Consider the following 19,051-nt stretch of genomic DNA (forward strand, 5'->3'; position numbering starts at 1 on the left):
AGCTTTTATGGTTTTTAAAATAGTATTTCATCTTTTAATAACCTTTTTACTTACCATTACAACTCAAATAGGAGGTGTAGTTTATTTATTTACGATTCTCATCTTTTTAAAGAGAAATAGAAAGTTTAAAGCAGTTGCTTTTATAAGTAGTTATAGTATTTTTTCATTTTTGATTTTACCTTATTTAACTCCTTTTTTTGGAAGAGAAAAAATTAAAAATACCGAATTAATTCAGCCCAATTCTTTTATTTATTTGCTTGCCAATCGTAATTATGTAGTGCCAGAGTTAAATCTTGTTTTAAATAAGGTAAGTGAAGAATTAAACAAGAAGCATAAAGGAATTAAATTAGTGTATTTAGATGCTAATTTTCCTTTTTTTGATGGTTTCCCTTTGTTACCTCATTTAAGTCATAATGATGGTAAAAAGATTGATGTTTCTTTGATTTATGAAAAGGATAATATTGTAACCAATAAAAAGAAATCTATTAGTGGTTATGGTGTTTTTAGTGGACCTAAAAAGAATGAGTACAATCAAATAAATATCTGTAAAAATAAAGGAAAATGGCAATACGATTTTCCTAAGTATTTAACTTTTGGTAGTATTAATAAAGATGTTCAGTTTTCAGAAAAAGGAACAAAATCATTAATAAACACAATTTTAAAACAGAAACAGATTAGTAAACTTTTTATTGAACCACATTTGAAAAACAGATTGGGGCTAACAAATAAAAAAATACGATTTCATGGATGTCAAGCTGTTCGACACGACGACCATATCCATTTTCAATTATACTAATTTCGTAGAAGTAGATTTTCTACTTTGCATCCATAAGTAAAATTGTAACCCAAATAAAATTGCTCCAGCTAATAAATGCACAGCTTGTGTTCCAATAGGGAATTCTGCGTAATACATTAAAATTCCAGTTATAGTTTCTAGGAATATTAAAAATACAATCCAGTTTACCAGTTTGTAACCTAAGTCTTTAATCTGATTCAAATAAAACATTCCGAAATTAACTAGCACAATTGCAATTGTGAAAGACCTGTGGAAGTAAAATTTAAAACTAGGATTTAGTAAACTATATTGCTTGTTATCAAAACCAAATTGTTTTACTTGCTCATCAATAAATTGTCTTACTTGAGTTCCCATAGCAATTTGAATTACTGAGAAAATTACAGAAAAGATTAAAAGTTTATTGAAAAGCGCATTGTATTTAAAAGTGTTCTTTCTTTCAGAAACAATAAAATGTAAGTACAATAATATTCCAATAATTAAAAGTCCAACAACCATATGAATGGTAATTATAGTCGGTTTTAAATTAGAATCTACTACGGTTTTTCCAAGCCAAGCTTCAAAGCCCATTAGAAATAAGGCGAAGAAAGATAAAAGAGTAATCGATTTTTTTTCTTTCCAGTATTTAATAGAGCCTAAAATTAGAAAGATAAAAACGAATCCAGAAACTACAGAAGCTAATCTGTTAATGTATTCTGTCCAAGTATGATATTTGTTAAACTTAGCGTAATCGTGTTTTGTGTATTTTTCCCAGTTACTAGCAGTGAATTCTTTTGAAGTTTTAATATCGTTTTGAGCTACAAAAAGTGTTTCATCTTTAACGATAATCATTCCTTTTTTAAACCCCTTATTCGGTTGCCAAGTGATTTGTTCTTCAGAAGTTGGAGGGATTAAATAACCAAAACATTTTGGCCAATCTGGACATCCCATGCCAGATCCGGTCATTCTTACTACAGCGCCTGCTAAGAAAATAAGATAAACAGAAATTAAAGTGATTTTAGTAATCTTAGGAAATTTTGACTTAAAGTAGTGAAGTATGTTGTTAATCTTTGCTAACATTGATCCTCGAAAAATAATTTTAACAAAGATACGGCAAAACGAAAGAAAAAGTATTTTTCTCTTTATAAGATGTTATTTTAAAATGAATTTAAATTATTCTTTTTTTAATTTTATAAAATGGAAATGGAACCACCTTTTAGAAAAATTATTCATGTAGATATGGACGCATTTTATGCATCTGTAGAGCAATTGGATAATCCTGAGCTTAGAGGTAAAGCTGTCGCTGTTGGCGGGAGTGAAGTTAGAGGTGTGGTTTCTGCTGCAAGTTATGAAGCTAGAAAATTTGGTGTTCGATCTGCAATGAGTGGTGTTTTGGCAAAAAAGAAATGTCCGCATTTAATATTTGTTAAGCCTAGATATGAAAGGTATAAGGAGATTTCAGCAAAAATCAGACAGATATTTTATGATTATACTGATTTGGTTGAACCTTTGTCTTTAGATGAGGCGTATTTAGATGTTACAGAGAATAAAAAAGGCAATCCGTCGGCTAGTTTAGTTGCGAAAGAGATTCGTAATAGGATTTGGGAAGAACTAGAATTAAGAGCTTCGGCAGGAATTTCTATAAACAAGTTTATTGCTAAAGTTGCTTCAGATATTAATAAGCCAAACGGACAAAAAACAATTAACCCTGAAGATGTAATTCCTTTTCTAGAAGAGCTTCCTGTCGGAAAATTTTATGGTGTTGGTAAGGTTACTGCGGTAAAAATGCATAATCTTGGTATTTTTAAAGGAATTGATTTAAAAAAAAGGACTTTAGAAGAGTTAACAAAGCTCTTTGGGAAATCTGGTGTGCATTATTATAATATCGTTAGAGGAATTCATAATAGTCTAGTTAAACCGAATAGAATAAGAAAATCGATAGCTGCTGAAAGAACATTTAATGAAAATTTGTCCTCTGAAATTTTTATGCTTGAAAAATTAGAACACATAGCGGAAGAATTAGAAAGGCGAATGCATAAATCTGGGACAAAAGGAAAAACGATTACGTTAAAAATTAAATACAGTGATTTTACACAGCAAACTCGAAGTAAAACCATATCGTATTTTATTTATAAGAAAAGAGAATTTTTTCCAATTGTTAAAGATTTGCTTTTGCAAGAAGAATTAAAAAATTCAGTGCGTTTATTGGGGATTTCTTTCAGTAATTTAAATACAGAAAAAAAAGATCCTGTTTGGGTTCAATTACAGTTTGAATTTTAAACTACAGGAAATTGAATAGATACTTTTGTGCCTACAGGTTCACCAAAATCATTTGTTAAATCATGATAGGTAAGTGTAAATTCTTCTTCATAGTCTTCAGCAAAAGTTTTTAATCTTTCTATTGTTAAATCGATACCAACAGATTTTCTTTTTAAAGATTTAGATCTTTTAATTTCCCCAGCAGCTTGTCTACCAATACCATTATCAATAATGTTTACAGAAACAATATCTTCTGAAATCTTATTAGCGGTTAGTGTAATTTTTTTATCCCCTTCTTTAGAAGATAAACCATGCCAAATTGCATTTTCTAAGAAAGGTTGTAAAACCAAAGGAGGAACTTTAATTGTATCTGTGTTTAAATCTGGATTTATATCTAACTTATAATCTATTTCGTTTGAGAAACGAATATTTTCAATAGTCATGTATAAATCCATTGTTGAAAGCTCTTCTTTTAAGCTAACTTCTTTTACTTTAGAAACTTCTAAGATGTTTCTGATTAATTTAGAGAATTTATTTAGGTAATAAACGGCTTGTTTCTGATCGTTATTAATCACGTAAAGCTTAATAGAGTTTAAAGCGTTAAAAATAAAATGAGGATTCATTTGAGTTTGTAACGCTTGCTGTTCCAATAGTAGTATTTTTCTGTCGTTATTAAGCAATTTTTGTCTGTAAACAGAATATAAAGCAATACTAGATAAAGCTATGGTAACCAGTGTTATAATTAAAATATTTCTATCTTGTTCGGTCCTTAAATCTTGAATTTGAAACTGTTTCTCCATATTATCTCTTTCATTAATTTTAGCCAAAACATTTTGCTTAGAGATAAGGTTGTTTACATATGAGAACGTTTTTTTAGTGAGGGTTTGTTTCTCTAATTCTACGGCTTTTTTATAAAAATCGTAGGCTTTTTGCTCGTCGTTTTTCTTTTCGTAAAATTCTGCAAGGGCAAATAAACTTCTTGTGTGACTTCTATTGAAATTATTTTCGTTAGATAGTTGAACAGATTCTGTTAGGTATTTTTTAGCTTCTTTAAGTTTATTATTTTTAAGATTTGCAATTCCGAGATTTGTTAAAGTTCTAGCCAAATAAAATTTATTGTTTTTTTCAACGGCTAAAGGATATATTTTTTGAATTATTTCTAGAGCTTTTTCAAACTCTAGTTTTTGTAAGTAGGTGGAAGCTATGCTGTTATAGCAAATAATCTGACCCCTTTCAGAGTTTAATTCTTTGTTTATTTTTAGAGATTTATAATAATTTTCGATAGCATCGTCATAAAAACCTAAATTTTCTTGACTATATCCCATGTTTTGATAATTAATAGCAAGACCGAGCCTATTATTTAATTCTTTAGAGATAGAGATTGAGCTTTCAAATTGTTCTAGAGCAAGATCATATTGTTTTAAAAGCAAATAAATGTTTCCAATATTATTTACAGAAATACTTTTATTCCTTTTATTAATTAAACTTTCTGTGTTACTGCTTCTTTTTGTTAAAGTTAGCGCGTCTTGATGGCAGTTTAAAGCGTTCTTTACATCGTTTAACCTTCTGTAACAAGATCCAAGAAGATTTAATGTGTAGGCTTTAATATCGTTGTTTTTGATGTGGTTAGCTAATTTTAAGGCTTTTATGTGGTATTCGACAGCTTTGCTGTAATTTGATTTTTGTCTTAAAATAAGTCCAATGTTATTGTAGGCATAAATCTGCCCTATCTCATATTTGTTTTTTAAACTATTATCATAAAGTTTATGGAAACTATCTTCGGAGATTAAATTTAACTTGTGATTTATATTAATAATAGAATCTAAAGAGAAATAATTTTTGTATTTATTATCTACTAAATTTTCTAGAACAGAATTAACGTTGGTTTTGCTAGTGTTCTGAGAGAAAACTAATACATTGAAAAAAAATAAAGTAAGAATTACAGACTTATTTTTCATTTTAAAACTTATCTAAGAATTCAGTTTTTCTTTGGCGCGATACAGGGATTTTGTGATTTTTTTCAAGAATTACATATCCATCAGTTTTATAATACTCTCTTACTTTGCTGAGGTTTATAATGTAGGAATTATGTATTCTAAAAAATAAAGATTCTGGTAGTAATGAGTTTACTTCTTTTAATTTTTTTGTAACTACTATTTTTTTACCATCTGTAGTGTAAATAGAACTATAATTTCCATCAGATTCAATACAAAGTATTTCAGAAGACTCTAAGAAAATTAATCGTCCATCTGCATTAATAACTACTTTTTTTTCTTCTAATTTCTGATTGAAATTGTAAAGTATTTGTTCTAGTTTTTCATTAGTATCGCTAACTGAAATTCGTTTAGTGAATTTTGTGATTTTTTTTAAACTTTGTTCTAAATCATCTGTGTCTACGGGTTTTAGCAAATAGTCAATAGCTTCTTTTTTAAGAGCTTTTATAGCATATTCATTATAAGCGGTAGTGATAACAATAGCAAAATCCTTCTTAGGAAGTTTCTCAATAAATTGAAACCCATCCATAGTGGGCATTTCTATATCTAAGAAAAGGCAATCAATTTTATTGTTAGCAATAAAATCAAGTGCTTTACCAGGGTTAGTAAATGTGTTTAATATTTCAACTTCGTCATTAAAGTTAGATAATTCCCATGATAAGCTTTTTATAGCCTTGTCCTCATCGTCGACAATGATTGCTTTTAACATGCTAAAAAAGTTTTTTTTGCAATTTATACAAAAAAAACGACCATTCATACAAAAAAAACATTTTTTTAACAAAAACTATTAATTTGCTAGGGAATAATGGTCTGATAGATAAAAAACTCGCAAATTAAAGCGAGTTTTTTGAGATATTATTTATTTGGAAAATTAGGTTTTCGTTTTTCTAGAAAAGCTGTGGTTCCTTCTTTGAAATCTTGTGTTGAAAAGCAAGCGCCAAAAGCATTTATTTCAGACTTGTATCCATCTTCTCCATCTTTAAACCCTGAGTTAACAGCTTCGATGGCTTTTCCTATAGCAACAGATGAATTTTTAATTATTTTTCCTGCAATTTTCTCTGCTAAAGGTTTTAATTCTTCTTGAGTTACAACATAATTTACTAATCCGTAAGATTTTGCTTCTTCAGCAGACATCATTCCTGCTGTCATAATTAACTCCATTGCTTTTCCTTTTCCTATAAGTTGAGGTAAACGTTGTGTTCCTCCGTATCCAGGAATTACACCTAAAGAGGTTTCAGGTAAACCCACCTTAGCATTATCAGAAGCAATTCTGAAATGACATGACATAGCTAATTCTAATCCACCACCTAAAGCAAATCCATTAACTAATGCAATTACAGGAGTTGATAAATTTTCAACAAAATCGAAAAGTAATTCTTGACCTTTTGCAGCCAATTTTCCACCTTCTTCTTCAGAAAAATGAGCAAATTCAGAAATATCAGCTCCGGCAACAAATGCTTTTTCTCCACTTCCTGTTAATAGAATGACTTTGGTGTTTACATCGTTATTTAAGTTTTTAAAAGCTTCATGCAATTCTTCAATTGTTGCCTTGTTAAGAGCGTTAAGCTTTTTAGGTCTATTAATTGTAATCGTTGCTATTTCGTTGGTGTTTTCAACCAAGATATTCTCAAAGTTCATAAATTAAGTTTTTGGTAAAGTTACAGTAAAAACAGTTCCTACGCCTAGAGTAGATGAAAAAGTTATTTTACCATTATAAGCTTCAATAATGTTTTTTATCATTGGTAAGCCTAAGCCCATTCCGCTGGTTTTAGTTGTAAATTTTGGTTCAAAAATCAGCTTTTTATTTTCTTCGGAAATTCCTTTTCCGTTATCAGATACTGTAATTACTACATTATTTTGTTCAGAAGCTACTTTTACTTCAATAGTTGGATTAGTCTCATCATCTTTCATAGCTTGAGTAGCATTTTTAACTAAGTTTGTGATAATTCTAATTAATTGAGTTTTATCTAAATGAGCAAGAAGTTCTTTTTCTTGAGGATAATAACGAATGTAGTTTTCATTAAAAATGTCTAAAGCATGCTTTACTACATCTACAACATCTAAATTTACTTTTCGTTGCGTAGGCATTTTGGCAAAATCTGAAAAAGCTGAAGCAATAGAGCTCATCACATCTATTTGTTGAATTATGGTTTCGCTGTATTCTGCTATTTTTACTCTAATATTTGGATCTGTAGGATCGAATTTTCTTAAAAAACTTTGTACAGTTAATCGCATAGGAGTTAATGGGTTTTTAATTTCATGAGCAACTTGTTTTGCCATTTCTCTCCATGCTTGTTCACGTTCGCTTTGTGCTAATTTTACAGCGCTATCTTCAAGTTGATCAATCATATTATTATACGAGTCAACTAAAGAGTTTATTTCGGAACTAGCAGCGTTTAATGTGATTTTTTCATTCTGCTTATTTAATCGAGTTTCTTTTAACTTATTTGATATTGTTTGAATTGAACGTGTGATGTAAGTTGATAAAAAATAAGCTAGAGCTATACCAGCAATTAGCATTAAAAAGTAAACAACTAAAAGTCTACTCATAAACTCTCGAAGTTCTTTTTTCTGCTCTTCGTTGTCTTGAGCTATGGTTAGTTCTAATATTCCAATACGTTTAAAACGAGTGTCGTTAATGTATGTAAAAGAAGATTGATATGTTACATCCTTTATAACTCGATCCTTTGAAATTCTATAATCAGAGTTATTGGCCAATTCATTAACTATATTTTTCGATAATGGTTTTTCATCTGTTTCTTCAAAATTGTATGGAATTGAAGATTTTAAGAGTTTACCATTCATATCGTACATACTGATGGTTAGATTATGAACGCTTGCAATTTCGTAAATTCTATCTTGAAATATTTTTGATAAATTTTCAGCAGTAACTGCGTAGGTTGTTTTTCTTCTTAACTCTATTTCAATATTATAACGAGTTGCTTTTTCTTTTCTTTCTAAACGATGAATATTATATTCTTTAGTTTGTTCTCCGTATTGATAATAGGTGACAGCAGCAATTAAAATTGAAGCCAATAATACTAAAAGTATCATTGAAATAAAAATTCTAATTCGTAGTGATATATTGTTTAAAATAGGCAATTTATTATTGTATTCTTTTAGATTTCATAATTAATTTGTCGTCTTTTTCTCCGTCATTATCCCAATCGTAGGTAACTATTCCCTTAAACTGATTTTCTTTTTGTTCAATGGTGTACCAAACCTGAACTTGTTTTCCTAAATATAAATAATCTACATATAAACTATCATTTCCATTGGTTTTCCATTTTCCAGAAGTAACACCAACTTTAGTGTTATCTGATTGTTTAAACCAAGCCGAAAAAGTTCCATTATTCAAATATTCTGATTGTGCTTTTCCTGAATTTGGTGTGCTAAAATCATCCTCAAAAATGTATGAACTATCGGCTTTTTGAAAAGTATTATATTCAATTTTAATATACTGTGTTTCCCATTTTCCAATCATAAAATCATTAAGAGATTTTTGTTGAGTTATTTCAGGTGTTTTATTTTCTTCGCTTTTACAAGCAGCAAAAATCAATCCAAAACTTATGGTAATGATAAAAAAAGTTGATTTCATATTATGCATTTATTTTTTGTTCTTTGGTGTGTAGTAAACGAGTAAGTTTTATAGATAAATCTAACAAAATGATTTTTGCATTCCCGTTTCTTTCAATATGGTATTGGGCATCATTCACTTCTTTTTCTATGGTTAAAATATTGCCACTGTGTACGAAAGGAGCAAACTTTTCTAGTTTAAAATTTGCTGTTTGAGGAATGAGATATACAAGATCAGGAGCTCCATAATTTAATAACATTGCTTGTCTGAAAAAATGTAAACAGTACTGTAAAAATTGTTTTTGCGTTTCTCTTCCAGATTTGGAAATGATTTCACTCCATTGAATTAAATCTTGAATTACAGATGCGTTTCCTTTGGCTTTAAAAGCACTACGAATCCATGTAATAAACCATTCTTCAAAAATTAAATCGTTAGAATCGTTATGATATAAATGTAAAGCCTTGTTTAAGTTTCCTTCAGATTGTTGAGCTATTCTGTTAGCATCTTGTTGATTAATATCGTGTTTTTGAGTTAAAAATGAAACGATATCATTTTCAGATAAACTAGGAAAATTTAAGGCTTGACAACGTGATTTTATTGTATTAATAATTTTTCCTTCATCTTCTGTTACTAAAAGAAATATGGTTTTAGATGGTGGTTCCTCAATTAATTTTAAGAGTTTGTTAGATGCAGCTATATTCATTTTTTCTGCCATCCATATAATCATTACTTTAAATCCACCTTCGTAAGATTTTAAGGATAGTTTTTTAACAATATCTTCAGCTTCATCTACACCAATTTGTCCCTGTTTATTTTCTACACCAATATGTCTTAACCAATCGAATAAACTACCGTAAGGAGTTTCATTAACAAAGGTTCTCCATTCTTCTAAAAACAAATCACTAGTTGGGTGTTTTTTTACTTTGTCATTAGTAGTAACTGGAAACGTAAAATGTAAATCTGGATGTTGTAATTTGTTACATTTTATATTACAAGCTTCAGCATTATTAGAAAAATTACACAGTAAAAATTGTGCATAAGCAATAGCCATTGGTAATGTTCCAGATCCTTCTTTCCCAACAAATAGTTGAGCATGAGGAATTCTTCCGTTCTCTGTTGCGGTAACTAAGTGTTTTTTAATGTGTTCTAAACCAACAATCTCTTCAAAAGTCATAAGACAAATATACCATTTCTTAAAAGAGAAGAAAACAACTTCTTTAGAACGATTCTAATTTAGTATATTTGCATTTATTCTACAATTCTTGTAACAGCAAGAATATTCGTATTAAACACATCATTTTTGAGTACAATAGCATCATTAAAAGTAGGACAAGTAGGAGTAATTTCTGAAGAAAATGAACACTCTATTCCTTTAAAATTATTAGAAATGGGTTGTTTGCCTGGAAGTACAGTTGAACTCGTTCAAATTGCACCTTTACACGATCCTATTTATATTAATGTAAATGGAAGTCATATGGCAATAAGAAAAGAGATTGCATCAAAAATAAAAGTTACCAATTTAGAATCGTAAATGGGGAAAAATAATATTCAAGTTTCGTTAATTGGTAATCCAAATACGGGAAAAACATCTTTATTCAATAAGCTTACAGGATTAAATCAGAAAGTAGGAAACTACCCAGGGATTACTGTAGATAAAAAACAAGGAGTTTGTAATTTATCTTCTAAAAATAAAGCGATAATTACAGATTTGCCGGGAACATATAGTATTAATCCAACATCATTAGATGAAAGTGTTGTATTAAAAGTGTTAGAAAATCCAACAGGAAAAAATTATCCAGATGTTATTGTTGTTGTTTCCGATGTAGAAAACTTAAAACGTAATTTATTGCTATTTACCCAAGTTCAAGATATTGGTATTCCTACAGTTTTGGCTATTAATATGGCTGACGAAATGGATAAAAAAGGTATTAGTATCGACGTTCCAGGATTAGAGAAAGCTTTAGAAACAAAAGTTGTTCTTATTTCAGCTAAGAAAAATACAGGTATTCAGGAATTAAAAAGTGTTTTAGAAAATTATGAAGTTTTAAAACCAGTTACTAATTTTTCTGAAATAGCTAAGAGAATAGATGTGTCATTTTTTGATGCATTACAAAAAGTGAATCCAGAAAAATCATTATATCATTTATGGTTGAGTGCTACACAACAATCTTTTAGAGATGTAAATAAAGAAGATCTTTCTGATTTTTTAGATGATATTTCTAAATTGAAAAAATACCAGCATAAAGAAACGATATACAGGTATCAAAAAATTAATAAAGCTTTAAAAGAGTATTATGTTTTAGATAGAAATAAGGCGAAAGACATAAGAGCAAAATTAGATAAAGTTTTTACTCATAAGATTTTTGGTTATGCGATCTTTTTCGGAATTCTATTTTTAATTTTTCAATCTATTTTTAGTTGGGCATCGATACCAATGGATCTTATTGATGAAACCTTTGGAAGTCTTTCAGAGAAAGTAAAAGAGTATATGTCTGATGGAATTCTTTCAGATCTAATAACAGATGGAATAATTCCAGGTATTGGAGGTGTTTTAATTTTTATTCCACAAATAGCCATTTTGTTTTTCTTGATAGCAGTTTTAGAAGAAACAGGTTACATGAGTAGAGTGGTTTTTTTAATGGATAAAATTATGAGGCGTTTTGGACTTAGTGGAAAAAGCGTAATTCCATTAATTTCAGGAACAGCATGTGCAATTCCTGCTGTTATGGCAACACGAACAATTTCTGGATGGAAAGAACGATTAATAACAATTTTAATTACACCATTTACAACTTGCTCTGCTCGTTTACCAGTATATGCAATTTTAATAGCGATTATTATACCAGAAAATAAAGTTTTAGGTTTCTTTAATTTACAAGGATTAACACTTTTGGCCTTATATCTTTTAGGTTTTTCAACAGCCTTATTAGCAGCTTTTATTTTGCACAAAACACTAAAGGTTAAGAGTAAATCATTCTTCGTGATTGAGATGCCAGATTATAAAATTCCATCGTTAAAAAATGTTTTTATTACTGTTGTAGAAAAAACAAAAAGCTTTGTAATTGAGGCAGGAAAAATAATTTTACCAATTTCAATAGTGTTGTGGTTTTTAGCAACTCATGGACCTTCATCATTTCACAAAGTAGAAGAAGAAGTGAAGAAAGAAGTAAGTTTAAGTAACTTATCAGAAGAAGAAATTGCACAAAAAATAGCTTCAAAAAAACTAGAGAAATCTTACATTGGCATTGCAGGAAAAACTATAGAACCTGTAGTAAAGCCTTTAGGTTACGATTGGAAAATAGGAATTGGTTTAATTACCTCTTTTGCAGCGCGAGAAGTTTTTGTAGGAACTTTAGCCACAATTTATAGTATAGAAGGAGTTGAAGATGAAGGAACAATAAAAGAACGTATGGAGGCAGAAATAAATCCAGATACAGGTAAAAAACGTTTTAATTTTGCAACAGGTATGTCGTTACTTATCTTCTATGCATTTGCAATGCAGTGTATGGCTACTTTAGCTATTGTAAAACGAGAAACTAAAAGTTGGAAATGGCCTTTAGTACAACTTTTTGGTATGGGGATTTTGGCATACGTTTCTGCATTAATAACATTTCAAATTTTACGATGATTCAAGAAATTATCACATATAGTATTATTGCATTAGCTATTCTTTTTTTAGGAAGAAAATTTATTTTTAAATCTAAAAATAATGATTGCGATCCTGGTTGCGGATGTAGTTAAATGACTTTTTCTTTTATTTTAAGATTTACAAATGAAAAATCTATGAGATTATTAGTAATTTTAATTGTACTTTTTTGTGTTTCTTGTTCTTCAAATAGGTATACCGTAGAAATAAAAAATAATCCCTCAACAGAAATTCTTAATAGAATTAATTTTATAGAAAAGCAATGGTTAAATTTTAATAATGGTAAAAAAGCTAATTTTTCTTTAGTTGAAGATATTGTAAATTTATCAGGTATCTCTACTGAGAAGTGGGATGGTAGTTGGATAGGTATACAATATACTCCCTCTAAGAAAGAAATTTTAAAGTGGAGGGAATGGTATAATCTTAATAAGGGTAGGTTTTATTATCAGGTTTTTACAAAAGTTAATAAAGGTAATTATTATTATAAAATATCTGATGGTAAAAATAAAACTGATTTTATTTTAGATAGACCAATTGTTAACCTTAAAAGTGAATCAGGAAAAATATCTTCTAGTGTAAAATTAAGAAATCCATTTACAATTGTTGATAATGTTAGTGTGGCAAAATAAGCCATTCAAAGGACAAGTTAAAATAGGTTTGTTAATTGTTTTTAGTAACAATTATAATATTTGGTTATTACTTTAAAGTCTTAATGATGTTGGTATAATAATCAAGAGTAATTAATAACAATAATTAAGTATACTAACCACAACATTTTTATAAGTGTTGTGTTTTTTTACTAGTAACAAGGAATCGAAGTCCTTTTAACACAAAACCAATCATGTGATTATGGAAATATTTAAAGATTTCAAAAATCAGAAAGTAGAAAGATTATATCTTGTAGTTTGGCCTCCATTAGGAGAGGAAAAAGAATTAGATATTGATATATCTTGTGGCTTAGTATTCTCCAAATACCCAGATCGTTTAAATGTTATTACTACAGATAAAGAGGATATGTGGACACCTCATCTTCAAACTCAGAAGATACCTCTAAAAATATACCCTTGGTCATCATTTAGATTAAGAATGGATGCTTGGATGAATTTAGAATGTGAAGATGTTTTAGAAACGGAGTATTATGAGGTAACAAATGTTTCGGAATTTTATAATATAGTTGATTCTAGAATAGAGTCTCTTGAATTAATAGGATTAAAGAATAATTCTGAACCATTTGGGATAAAAGTGAAATTTAAAAATGATTATATTTTATCTACTCCGATATCAGATGGAAATACAATTGAGACTTCTTTGTTTAATAAGAATAATAATCTTTCTAATTTTGAGAGTTTAGGAAGTATAGAATCTAAGGTAATATATTAAAAAGGGTGGTTTTGTCTACCCCGCTAGCGCCGGAATCCTTTCGGGTGCCAAGCAAGAGTAATCAAGAACAATAATTGAATATACTAACCACAACATTTTCATAAGTGTTGTGTTTTTTTACTAGTAGTAAGGAATCGAAGTCCTTTTAACACAAAACCAAATTGAATTTTGAGAGAATAAACTATTTTTGACATCTATTCGTTGTACAACATATGATCAAAAAACTATTTATTTTTTTTCTGTTAATTGCCACTGCTGGATTTAGTCAGAGAAATCTTAAAGAATTTCGATCAAAAAAAATCAATGTTAAAACCGATACCATACAAATAGATTCGGTAAGTATCAATCCAACTTTTTTTAAGTTACTCAATAGCAAAGGAGATTCCATTCCTAAGCATAAATATCAAGTAGATTTTCCGAAAGCAAAATTGATTATCAATGCAAAAGAATATCGAAAAATTACTATAGAATATTTACGATTTCCAGATTTTTTGACCAAAGTATACGCGCCTCTAGATGAAAAACTCATAGTTCCGAATACAAATAGAACAGATAAATTATACAGTTTAACAACGAATAAAAAGAAGCAAGATTTTAAGCTTTTTGACGGATTAAAAACTCAGGGTTTTATCTCACGAGGAATCACAACAGGAAACAATCAAAATGCTGTTACAAACGCTTCCTTAGATTTAACATTAGAAGGAAAACTATCCAAAGAAGTTGGTATTCGAGCTAATATTTTTGACACCAATTTACCACTTCAGCAAAATGGATATTCGCAAAGTTTAACCGATTTCGATCGTATTTTTATTGAGTTATTTAGTAAAAACTGGAAAGTAAAAGGAGGAGATGTTTCGTTAAATAATAAAGACAGTTATTTCCTGAATTTCGATAAACAGGTTTCAGGAATACAAGTGGATGCAAATTTAAGTGAGCATTTTAATGTTGGAGCTTCAGGAGCCATTGTTCGTGGTCGGTTTTCTGCATTTAATTTTGTTGGAGTAGAAGGAAATCAAGGTCCGTATAAAATTTTTGGTCCAAATAACGAAGCGAATATTGTAATTGTAGCTGGAAGTGATGCTGTTTTTATTAACGGAGTTCAGTTAGAACGTGGAGAAAATAAAGATTATATTATCGATTATAATTTGGCTGAGATTCGTTTTAATACGACCTATCCAATTACCAACGATATGAGAATTCGAGTAGAGTTTCAATTTTCAGATCAAAATTATACACGCTTTATTACCTACGAAAAAGCGCAATATAAAAACGATAAATTTTCAATTTCTGGATTCTTCTACAACGAAAACGATGCTAAGAATCAGCCGATTCAACAGAGTTTAACAAACGATCAAAAACAGATTTTAGCAAATGCCGGAAACGATATAACTCAAATGGTATCACAAAGTGCTTTTGAAGACGAATTTTCAGAAAATAGAATTCAATATCGTAAAGTAATTGTTGGCGGAATCGAAACCTTTGAATTTTCTACAGATGAAACAGCCGATTTATTTACGGTAACTTTTTCTAATGTAGGTGTAAATCGAGGAAGTTATGTTGTAGACAGCGCAATTGCTACCGGAACAATTTACAGGTATGTTGGTGCAAATTTAGGAAACTTCGATCCGGTTGTTCGTTTGATTGCGCCAACGAGTTTACAAGTTGTAGTGGTGAATTCTGAATATAATCCTACAGAGAAAACAAAGATTCAAGCAGAATTGGCATATAGTGATAACGATCAGAATTTATTTTCTTCTATAGATGATGAAAAAAATCAGCAAGTCGCTTCAAAATTAAAGTGGGATCAGTTAATTTTTGATACTACATGGAAGTTAAAAAGTACAATCGATTATGAGTTTGTACAAGAAAATTTTAGAACCGTACAACGTTTTAGAAGTGTTGAGTTTAATAGAGATTGGAATGTGCGACAACAATTAGGAAATCAAAATCAATTATCAACACGATTGTGGTTAGAAAAAGACGAAAACAACTTTCTTTCGTATCGTTTTAATCACTTGAATTTTTCTGAAAGTTTTAATGGAAACAAACATGAGATTCAATCTAAAATCAACAGGGAAAAGCTATCATTTCAAATAAAAAGTAGTTTGTTGTCTAACACTTCAAATACAGAAAAAGATAATTTTTTCCGATTGTATGCCAAAGGAATTTACAGTTTAGGAAAATCATGGTTGGGTGGTTTTATTGGAGCAGAAACGAATGAAATTCAAAATAGAAACACGAACGATTTTAATACATTAAGTCATCAATTTCAAGAATATGAAGGTTTCTACGGAATTGGAGATTCTACAAAAGTATTTGCTAAAATCGGATTGAATTACAGAGTAAACGATAGTATAAAAAGCAATCGTTTTACTCAAATCAATAATCGAAACACGTTGTATTTAGACAGCAGATTAATTCAGAACGAAAACACAAATTTATCGTTGTATGCAAACTATCGATTTACAGATAATAAGTTCGAACCTAACGCACAATCTCTAAATTCAAGATTAATATACAATCAGCAATTCTTTAAACGTTTTTTAAATCTAGGAACTGTGTATGAAACGTCGTCAGGAAATGTAGCTCAACAAGATTTTGTATATGTAAAAACAGAACCTGGTCAAGGTTTTTATACTTGGAACGATTACAATAATGACGGAATTCAACAGTTTGAAGAATTTGAAATAGCCGAGTTTCAAGATCAAGCAGAATATTTACGTGTGCCTTTACCTAATATTCGATTTTTACCAACGGAAAAAGCAGCTTTAAAACAATCGATTACGCTAAATCCTACACAATGGAAAACACAAAAAGGATGGAAAAAATGGATGAGTCATTTTTATAATCAAACGTTTTTAACCATTAATAACGAGAGAAAAAGAGAAGGAGACGGCTTTAATTTTAATCCGTTTAATTTGGAGGAAGAAGGTTTGTTGAGTTTGCAGTTTAATATTAGAAATTCATTTTATTACAATAGAAATTTGCAGCGATACAGTTGGATTTATACTTACGGAACATCCAAAAATAAGCAACAGTTTTCCATAGGAAATCAAGAGAATAATGCTTTAATACATCAATTAGAATTTCAGCATAAATTGTCTTCATTTTGGTTATTAGAAGTCGCTTCTTCTTACGGAGAAAATAAGTTGGATACCGAAAATTTTGCCAATAGAAATTATAGTTTAATCAATAAAGAATTAAATCCAAAACTGAGTTATCTGTTTAATAGAGATCATCGCTTTTCAGTATTTTATCATTTAAAAGATAAAAAAAATACAGTTGCAGGTTTAGAAACTTTAAATCAGCATAAGGTAGGTGTAAATTATTTTTACTTAACCAAAAAGAAGAATCAGATTTCAGCAGATTTTTCTATGTTTTTAAACAATTTTAAAGGAAGTGCAAATTCACCTGTTGGATATCAAATGTTAGAAGGTTTACAAGAAGGTAGAAACTTTACTTGGAATGCTTTATTCAATCAAGAAATAAATTCATTTTTAAATTTAAGTTTGAATTACTTCGGAAGAAAAAGTGAAAATTCTAAAGCTATTCATTCAGGAACGGTTCAGTTAAAAGCGATTTTTTAATACTATTTTTCAAAAAAATATGAGTCAAACTTTAAGTTTTGTATAGTTTTTGATTGTATCTTGAAACATATAAATAATGAGGTATACCATGAAAAAACTAGTGTTAATTTTAACAATTTTAGGAGCTAATTTTTTACAAGCACAACAAGAAGTAAGTATCGATTTAGCCGATGCTTTAGTGATAAAAACATTAGAAGTTACTTACGAACATTATATTGGAGAACAGTCTTCTATTGGTGCATCTGCACTTTTTAATTTTGAAGGAGAAAACTCAGATTTTAGATATAATGAAGACAATATGATTACTCCATTTTTCCGTCATTATTTTACTACAGCAAGAAACTGGAATCATTTCGGAGAAATATTCATGGGAATCAATTCAGGGAAAAATGATAGTGGAGTTTCTTATACTGATGGTGCATTAGGTATTTCCGTAGGAACAAAATATGTATCTAATGGAGGTTTAGTAATTAGTGTTCATGGTGGTTTAGGAAGAAACTTTTTTACAGATTTATCTCCTTCGGTAGTGCCAAGAATCGGATTAAATGTGGGATACCGTTTTTAAGCTTTCTTTTTGCTTAAGAAAAAAGTTATCGTAAAAGTTAGCAACGCTGGTAACACCCAACCTAAATTATAATTAGCTAAAGGAATATAACTTTGAATGTTTGTAATGGTATCGTTTTTAGCGATAGATTGTATAAAATCTGGTGTGCTAAAAACTAGTGTTGCAATTACCACAGCTTTAAAAACAGTGGCTGTAGCAACTTTCTCAGATAAAAGATTAAGCAAAATTAATACAATAGTTATTGGGTAAATAAACATTAATGCAGGAATAGCAAAGTGAATAATATGATGTACATCAAATTGTCCCATAACCACGCCTAAGAAACAGCTTACGAGGGCAGTAGTAGTGTATGCTTTTTGTGAATTTTGGAATAAACCTTTAAAATAATCAGATGTTCCAGTAATAATTCCAACAGCAGTTGTAAAACATGCTAATGACACCAAAACATTTAAAAATAAAGTCCCTATGTTTCCTAAGGTTTTGGTGCTTAATCCGGTTAAAACTTCTGTTCTAGTTACTTCTTTTTCAAAAGTTCCGCCAAACAAGGCACCATTATAAATCAATCCGGCATAAATAACTAAAAGACCTAAACCAGCAATTAATCCTGCTTTACTAATTAATTCTTTTTTCTCATGAAAACTAGCATCTTTTTTAAAGTTCATAGAGATTACCAAAACACCACCAATAACGACAGCTCCAATGGCATCAAAAGTTTGATAACCTTCAAGAATTCCGTCAACTAAAGGTGTATTGAAAATTGTAGCTCCAGTAATCGTATTGTCAGAAAAAATACCAATAAAAATTATAGATAGTAAGATGATAATGATTAAAGGGGTTAAAAAACGCCCAATAAGATTTAATACTTTACTTCTATTCATTACAAAAATAAATACAAGAATGAAGTAAATACTACTGGTTAATAATGAACTTGTTTCAAAATATGGAGCAATTGCCATTTCGTGTGTTACAGATGCTGTCCTTGGTGCAGGAAGTGCGATGGAAATAGCATAAACAATTAAACAATAGATTAAACTAAATGATGGAGAAACTTTTTTTCCAAAATCGTACATAGTTCCTTGTAAACGGGCATGAGCTAAAATTCCTAGAATAGGAATAAAAACAGTAGTAATAAAAAAACCTAAAGTTACCCAGTGCCAATTATCTGCAGCATTTTTTCCTAGAAATGGAGGAAGAATTAAATTTCCGGCACCGAAAAACATTGAAAATAGAGCAAATCCAACAATAAGGATTTCTTTTTTAGGACTTTTCAT

The 19,051-nt window shown here is 29.5% G+C and carries 17 protein-coding genes; 9 read left to right on the forward strand and 8 right to left on the reverse strand.

Translation table 11 applies throughout. The features are described 5' to 3' along the window. Positions 1 to 7: 7 nt before the first annotated feature. Positions 8 to 796: a hypothetical protein gene (locus AC2TEO_RS11650; RefSeq protein ID WP_442264992.1), complete on the forward strand. Its 789-nt coding sequence runs from the start codon at positions 8 to 10 to the stop codon at positions 794 to 796. Here AC2TEO_RS11650 and AC2TEO_RS11655 read toward each other — a convergent pair. Continuing rightward, entirely contained in the window at positions 788 to 1,852 is a 1,065-nt protein-coding gene (locus tag AC2TEO_RS11655) for a COX15/CtaA family protein (RefSeq protein WP_442264993.1), read from the reverse strand. The genes AC2TEO_RS11650 and AC2TEO_RS11655 overlap by 9 nt on opposite strands. A 117-nt stretch (positions 1,853 to 1,969) precedes the next feature. On the opposite strand from AC2TEO_RS11655, the gene dinB reads away from it, so the two are divergent. Further along, positions 1,970 to 3,052, forward strand: a complete 1,083-nt coding sequence (gene dinB, locus AC2TEO_RS11660) for a DNA polymerase IV (RefSeq protein WP_442264994.1) — start codon at positions 1,970 to 1,972, stop codon at positions 3,050 to 3,052. Here dinB and AC2TEO_RS11665 read toward each other — a convergent pair. The 6 genes from AC2TEO_RS11665 to AC2TEO_RS11690 form a co-directional block, all read right to left on the reverse strand. After that, positions 3,049 to 4,989, reverse strand: coding sequence for a tetratricopeptide repeat-containing sensor histidine kinase (locus AC2TEO_RS11665; RefSeq protein WP_442264995.1), 1,941 nt, complete (start codon positions 4,987 to 4,989; stop codon positions 3,049 to 3,051). The genes dinB and AC2TEO_RS11665 overlap by 4 nt on opposite strands. A gap of 1 nt (position 4,990) precedes the next feature. Beyond that, positions 4,991 to 5,734 (reverse strand): LytR/AlgR family response regulator transcription factor, encoded by a 744-nt coding sequence (locus tag AC2TEO_RS11670; protein WP_442264996.1) that lies wholly within the window; start codon positions 5,732 to 5,734, stop codon positions 4,991 to 4,993. Between the two features lie 146 nt (positions 5,735 to 5,880). Continuing rightward, positions 5,881 to 6,663 (reverse strand): enoyl-CoA hydratase/isomerase family protein, encoded by a 783-nt coding sequence (locus tag AC2TEO_RS11675; RefSeq protein WP_442264997.1) that lies wholly within the window; start codon positions 6,661 to 6,663, stop codon positions 5,881 to 5,883. Positions 6,664 to 6,666: 3 nt separating this feature from the next. Next, a complete protein-coding gene (locus tag AC2TEO_RS11680) occupies positions 6,667 to 8,079 on the reverse strand; it encodes a sensor histidine kinase (protein ID WP_442264998.1) in 1,413 nt (470 codons plus the stop codon). 52 nt (positions 8,080 to 8,131) lie between these two features. Further along, on the reverse strand, positions 8,132 to 8,623 hold the full coding sequence (locus AC2TEO_RS11685; RefSeq protein WP_442264999.1) for a hypothetical protein: 492 nt from the start codon (positions 8,621 to 8,623) through the stop codon (positions 8,132 to 8,134). 1 nt (position 8,624) lies between these two features. Then, a complete protein-coding gene (locus AC2TEO_RS11690; protein WP_442265000.1) occupies positions 8,625 to 9,776 on the reverse strand; it encodes a DNA polymerase III subunit in 1,152 nt (383 codons plus the stop codon). 126 nt (positions 9,777 to 9,902) lie between these two features. Between AC2TEO_RS11690 and AC2TEO_RS11695 the strand changes: the two genes are divergently transcribed. The 7 genes from AC2TEO_RS11695 (at position 9,903) to AC2TEO_RS11725 (ending at position 17,780) form a co-directional block, all read left to right on the forward strand. Beyond that, entirely contained in the window at positions 9,903 to 10,133 is a 231-nt protein-coding gene (locus tag AC2TEO_RS11695; RefSeq protein ID WP_299672588.1) for a FeoA family protein, read from the forward strand. Continuing rightward, complete coding sequence (feoB, locus tag AC2TEO_RS11700; protein ID WP_442265001.1) at positions 10,134 to 12,230, forward strand: ferrous iron transport protein B; 2,097 nt, start codon at positions 10,134 to 10,136, stop codon at positions 12,228 to 12,230. Next, positions 12,227 to 12,343, forward strand: a complete 117-nt coding sequence (locus AC2TEO_RS11705) for a FeoB-associated Cys-rich membrane protein (RefSeq protein ID WP_442265002.1) — start codon at positions 12,227 to 12,229, stop codon at positions 12,341 to 12,343. Before feoB ends, AC2TEO_RS11705 begins: the two co-directional genes overlap by 4 nt. Before the next feature lie 42 nt (positions 12,344 to 12,385). Continuing rightward, positions 12,386 to 12,877, forward strand: a complete 492-nt coding sequence (locus AC2TEO_RS11710; protein ID WP_442265003.1) for a hypothetical protein — start codon at positions 12,386 to 12,388, stop codon at positions 12,875 to 12,877. 220 nt (positions 12,878 to 13,097) lie between these two features. After that, complete coding sequence (locus AC2TEO_RS11715) at positions 13,098 to 13,628, forward strand: hypothetical protein (protein WP_442265004.1); 531 nt, start codon at positions 13,098 to 13,100, stop codon at positions 13,626 to 13,628. Positions 13,629 to 13,840: 212 nt separating this feature from the next. Then, the gene (locus AC2TEO_RS11720; protein ID WP_442265005.1) at positions 13,841 to 17,215 is read left to right on the forward strand and encodes a DUF8818 domain-containing protein; all 3,375 of its coding nucleotides are present in this window, start codon (positions 13,841 to 13,843) and stop codon (positions 17,213 to 17,215) included. 88 nt (positions 17,216 to 17,303) lie between these two features. Further along, positions 17,304 to 17,780 carry a hypothetical protein gene (locus AC2TEO_RS11725; protein WP_442265006.1) on the forward strand — a complete coding sequence of 159 codons (477 nt, stop codon included), beginning with the start codon at positions 17,304 to 17,306 and terminating at the stop codon, positions 17,778 to 17,780. On the opposite strand, the gene brnQ is transcribed toward AC2TEO_RS11725, so the two are convergent. Continuing rightward, positions 17,777 to 19,051 carry a branched-chain amino acid transport system II carrier protein gene (gene brnQ, locus AC2TEO_RS11730; protein ID WP_442265007.1) on the reverse strand — a complete coding sequence of 425 codons (1,275 nt, stop codon included), beginning with the start codon at positions 19,049 to 19,051 and terminating at the stop codon, positions 17,777 to 17,779. The genes AC2TEO_RS11725 and brnQ overlap by 4 nt on opposite strands.

Source organism: Tenacibaculum aquaeponti, assembly GCF_057221555.1.

Bases quoted from the DNA above. Each gene is read 5' to 3' on its own strand.
- AC2TEO_RS11650 (WP_442264992.1), top strand. From the start codon at position 8: ATGGTTTTTAAAATAGTATTTCATCTTTTAATAACCTTTTTACTTACC.
- AC2TEO_RS11655 (WP_442264993.1), bottom strand. From the start codon at position 1,852: ATGTTAGCAAAGATTAACAACATACTTCACTACTTTAAGTCAAAATTT.
- dinB (WP_442264994.1), top strand. From the start codon at position 1,970: ATGGAAATGGAACCACCTTTTAGAAAAATTATTCATGTAGATATGGAC.
- AC2TEO_RS11665 (WP_442264995.1), bottom strand. From the start codon at position 4,989: ATGAAAAATAAGTCTGTAATTCTTACTTTATTTTTTTTCAATGTATTA.
- AC2TEO_RS11670 (WP_442264996.1), bottom strand. From the start codon at position 5,734: ATGTTAAAAGCAATCATTGTCGACGATGAGGACAAGGCTATAAAAAGC.
- AC2TEO_RS11675 (WP_442264997.1), bottom strand. From the start codon at position 6,663: ATGAACTTTGAGAATATCTTGGTTGAAAACACCAACGAAATAGCAACG.
- AC2TEO_RS11680 (WP_442264998.1), bottom strand. From the start codon at position 8,079: ATGATACTTTTAGTATTATTGGCTTCAATTTTAATTGCTGCTGTCACC.
- AC2TEO_RS11685 (WP_442264999.1), bottom strand. From the start codon at position 8,623: ATGAAATCAACTTTTTTTATCATTACCATAAGTTTTGGATTGATTTTT.
- AC2TEO_RS11690 (WP_442265000.1), bottom strand. From the start codon at position 9,776: ATGACTTTTGAAGAGATTGTTGGTTTAGAACACATTAAAAAACACTTA.
- feoB (WP_442265001.1), top strand. From the start codon at position 10,134: ATGGGGAAAAATAATATTCAAGTTTCGTTAATTGGTAATCCAAATACG.
- AC2TEO_RS11705 (WP_442265002.1), top strand. From the start codon at position 12,227: ATGATTCAAGAAATTATCACATATAGTATTATTGCATTAGCTATTCTT.
- AC2TEO_RS11710 (WP_442265003.1), top strand. From the start codon at position 12,386: ATGAGATTATTAGTAATTTTAATTGTACTTTTTTGTGTTTCTTGTTCT.
- AC2TEO_RS11715 (WP_442265004.1), top strand. From the start codon at position 13,098: ATGGAAATATTTAAAGATTTCAAAAATCAGAAAGTAGAAAGATTATAT.
- AC2TEO_RS11720 (WP_442265005.1), top strand. From the start codon at position 13,841: ATGATCAAAAAACTATTTATTTTTTTTCTGTTAATTGCCACTGCTGGA.
- AC2TEO_RS11725 (WP_442265006.1), top strand. From the start codon at position 17,304: ATGAAAAAACTAGTGTTAATTTTAACAATTTTAGGAGCTAATTTTTTA.
- brnQ (WP_442265007.1), bottom strand. From the start codon at position 19,051: ATGAAAAGTCCTAAAAAAGAAATCCTTATTGTTGGATTTGCTCTATTT.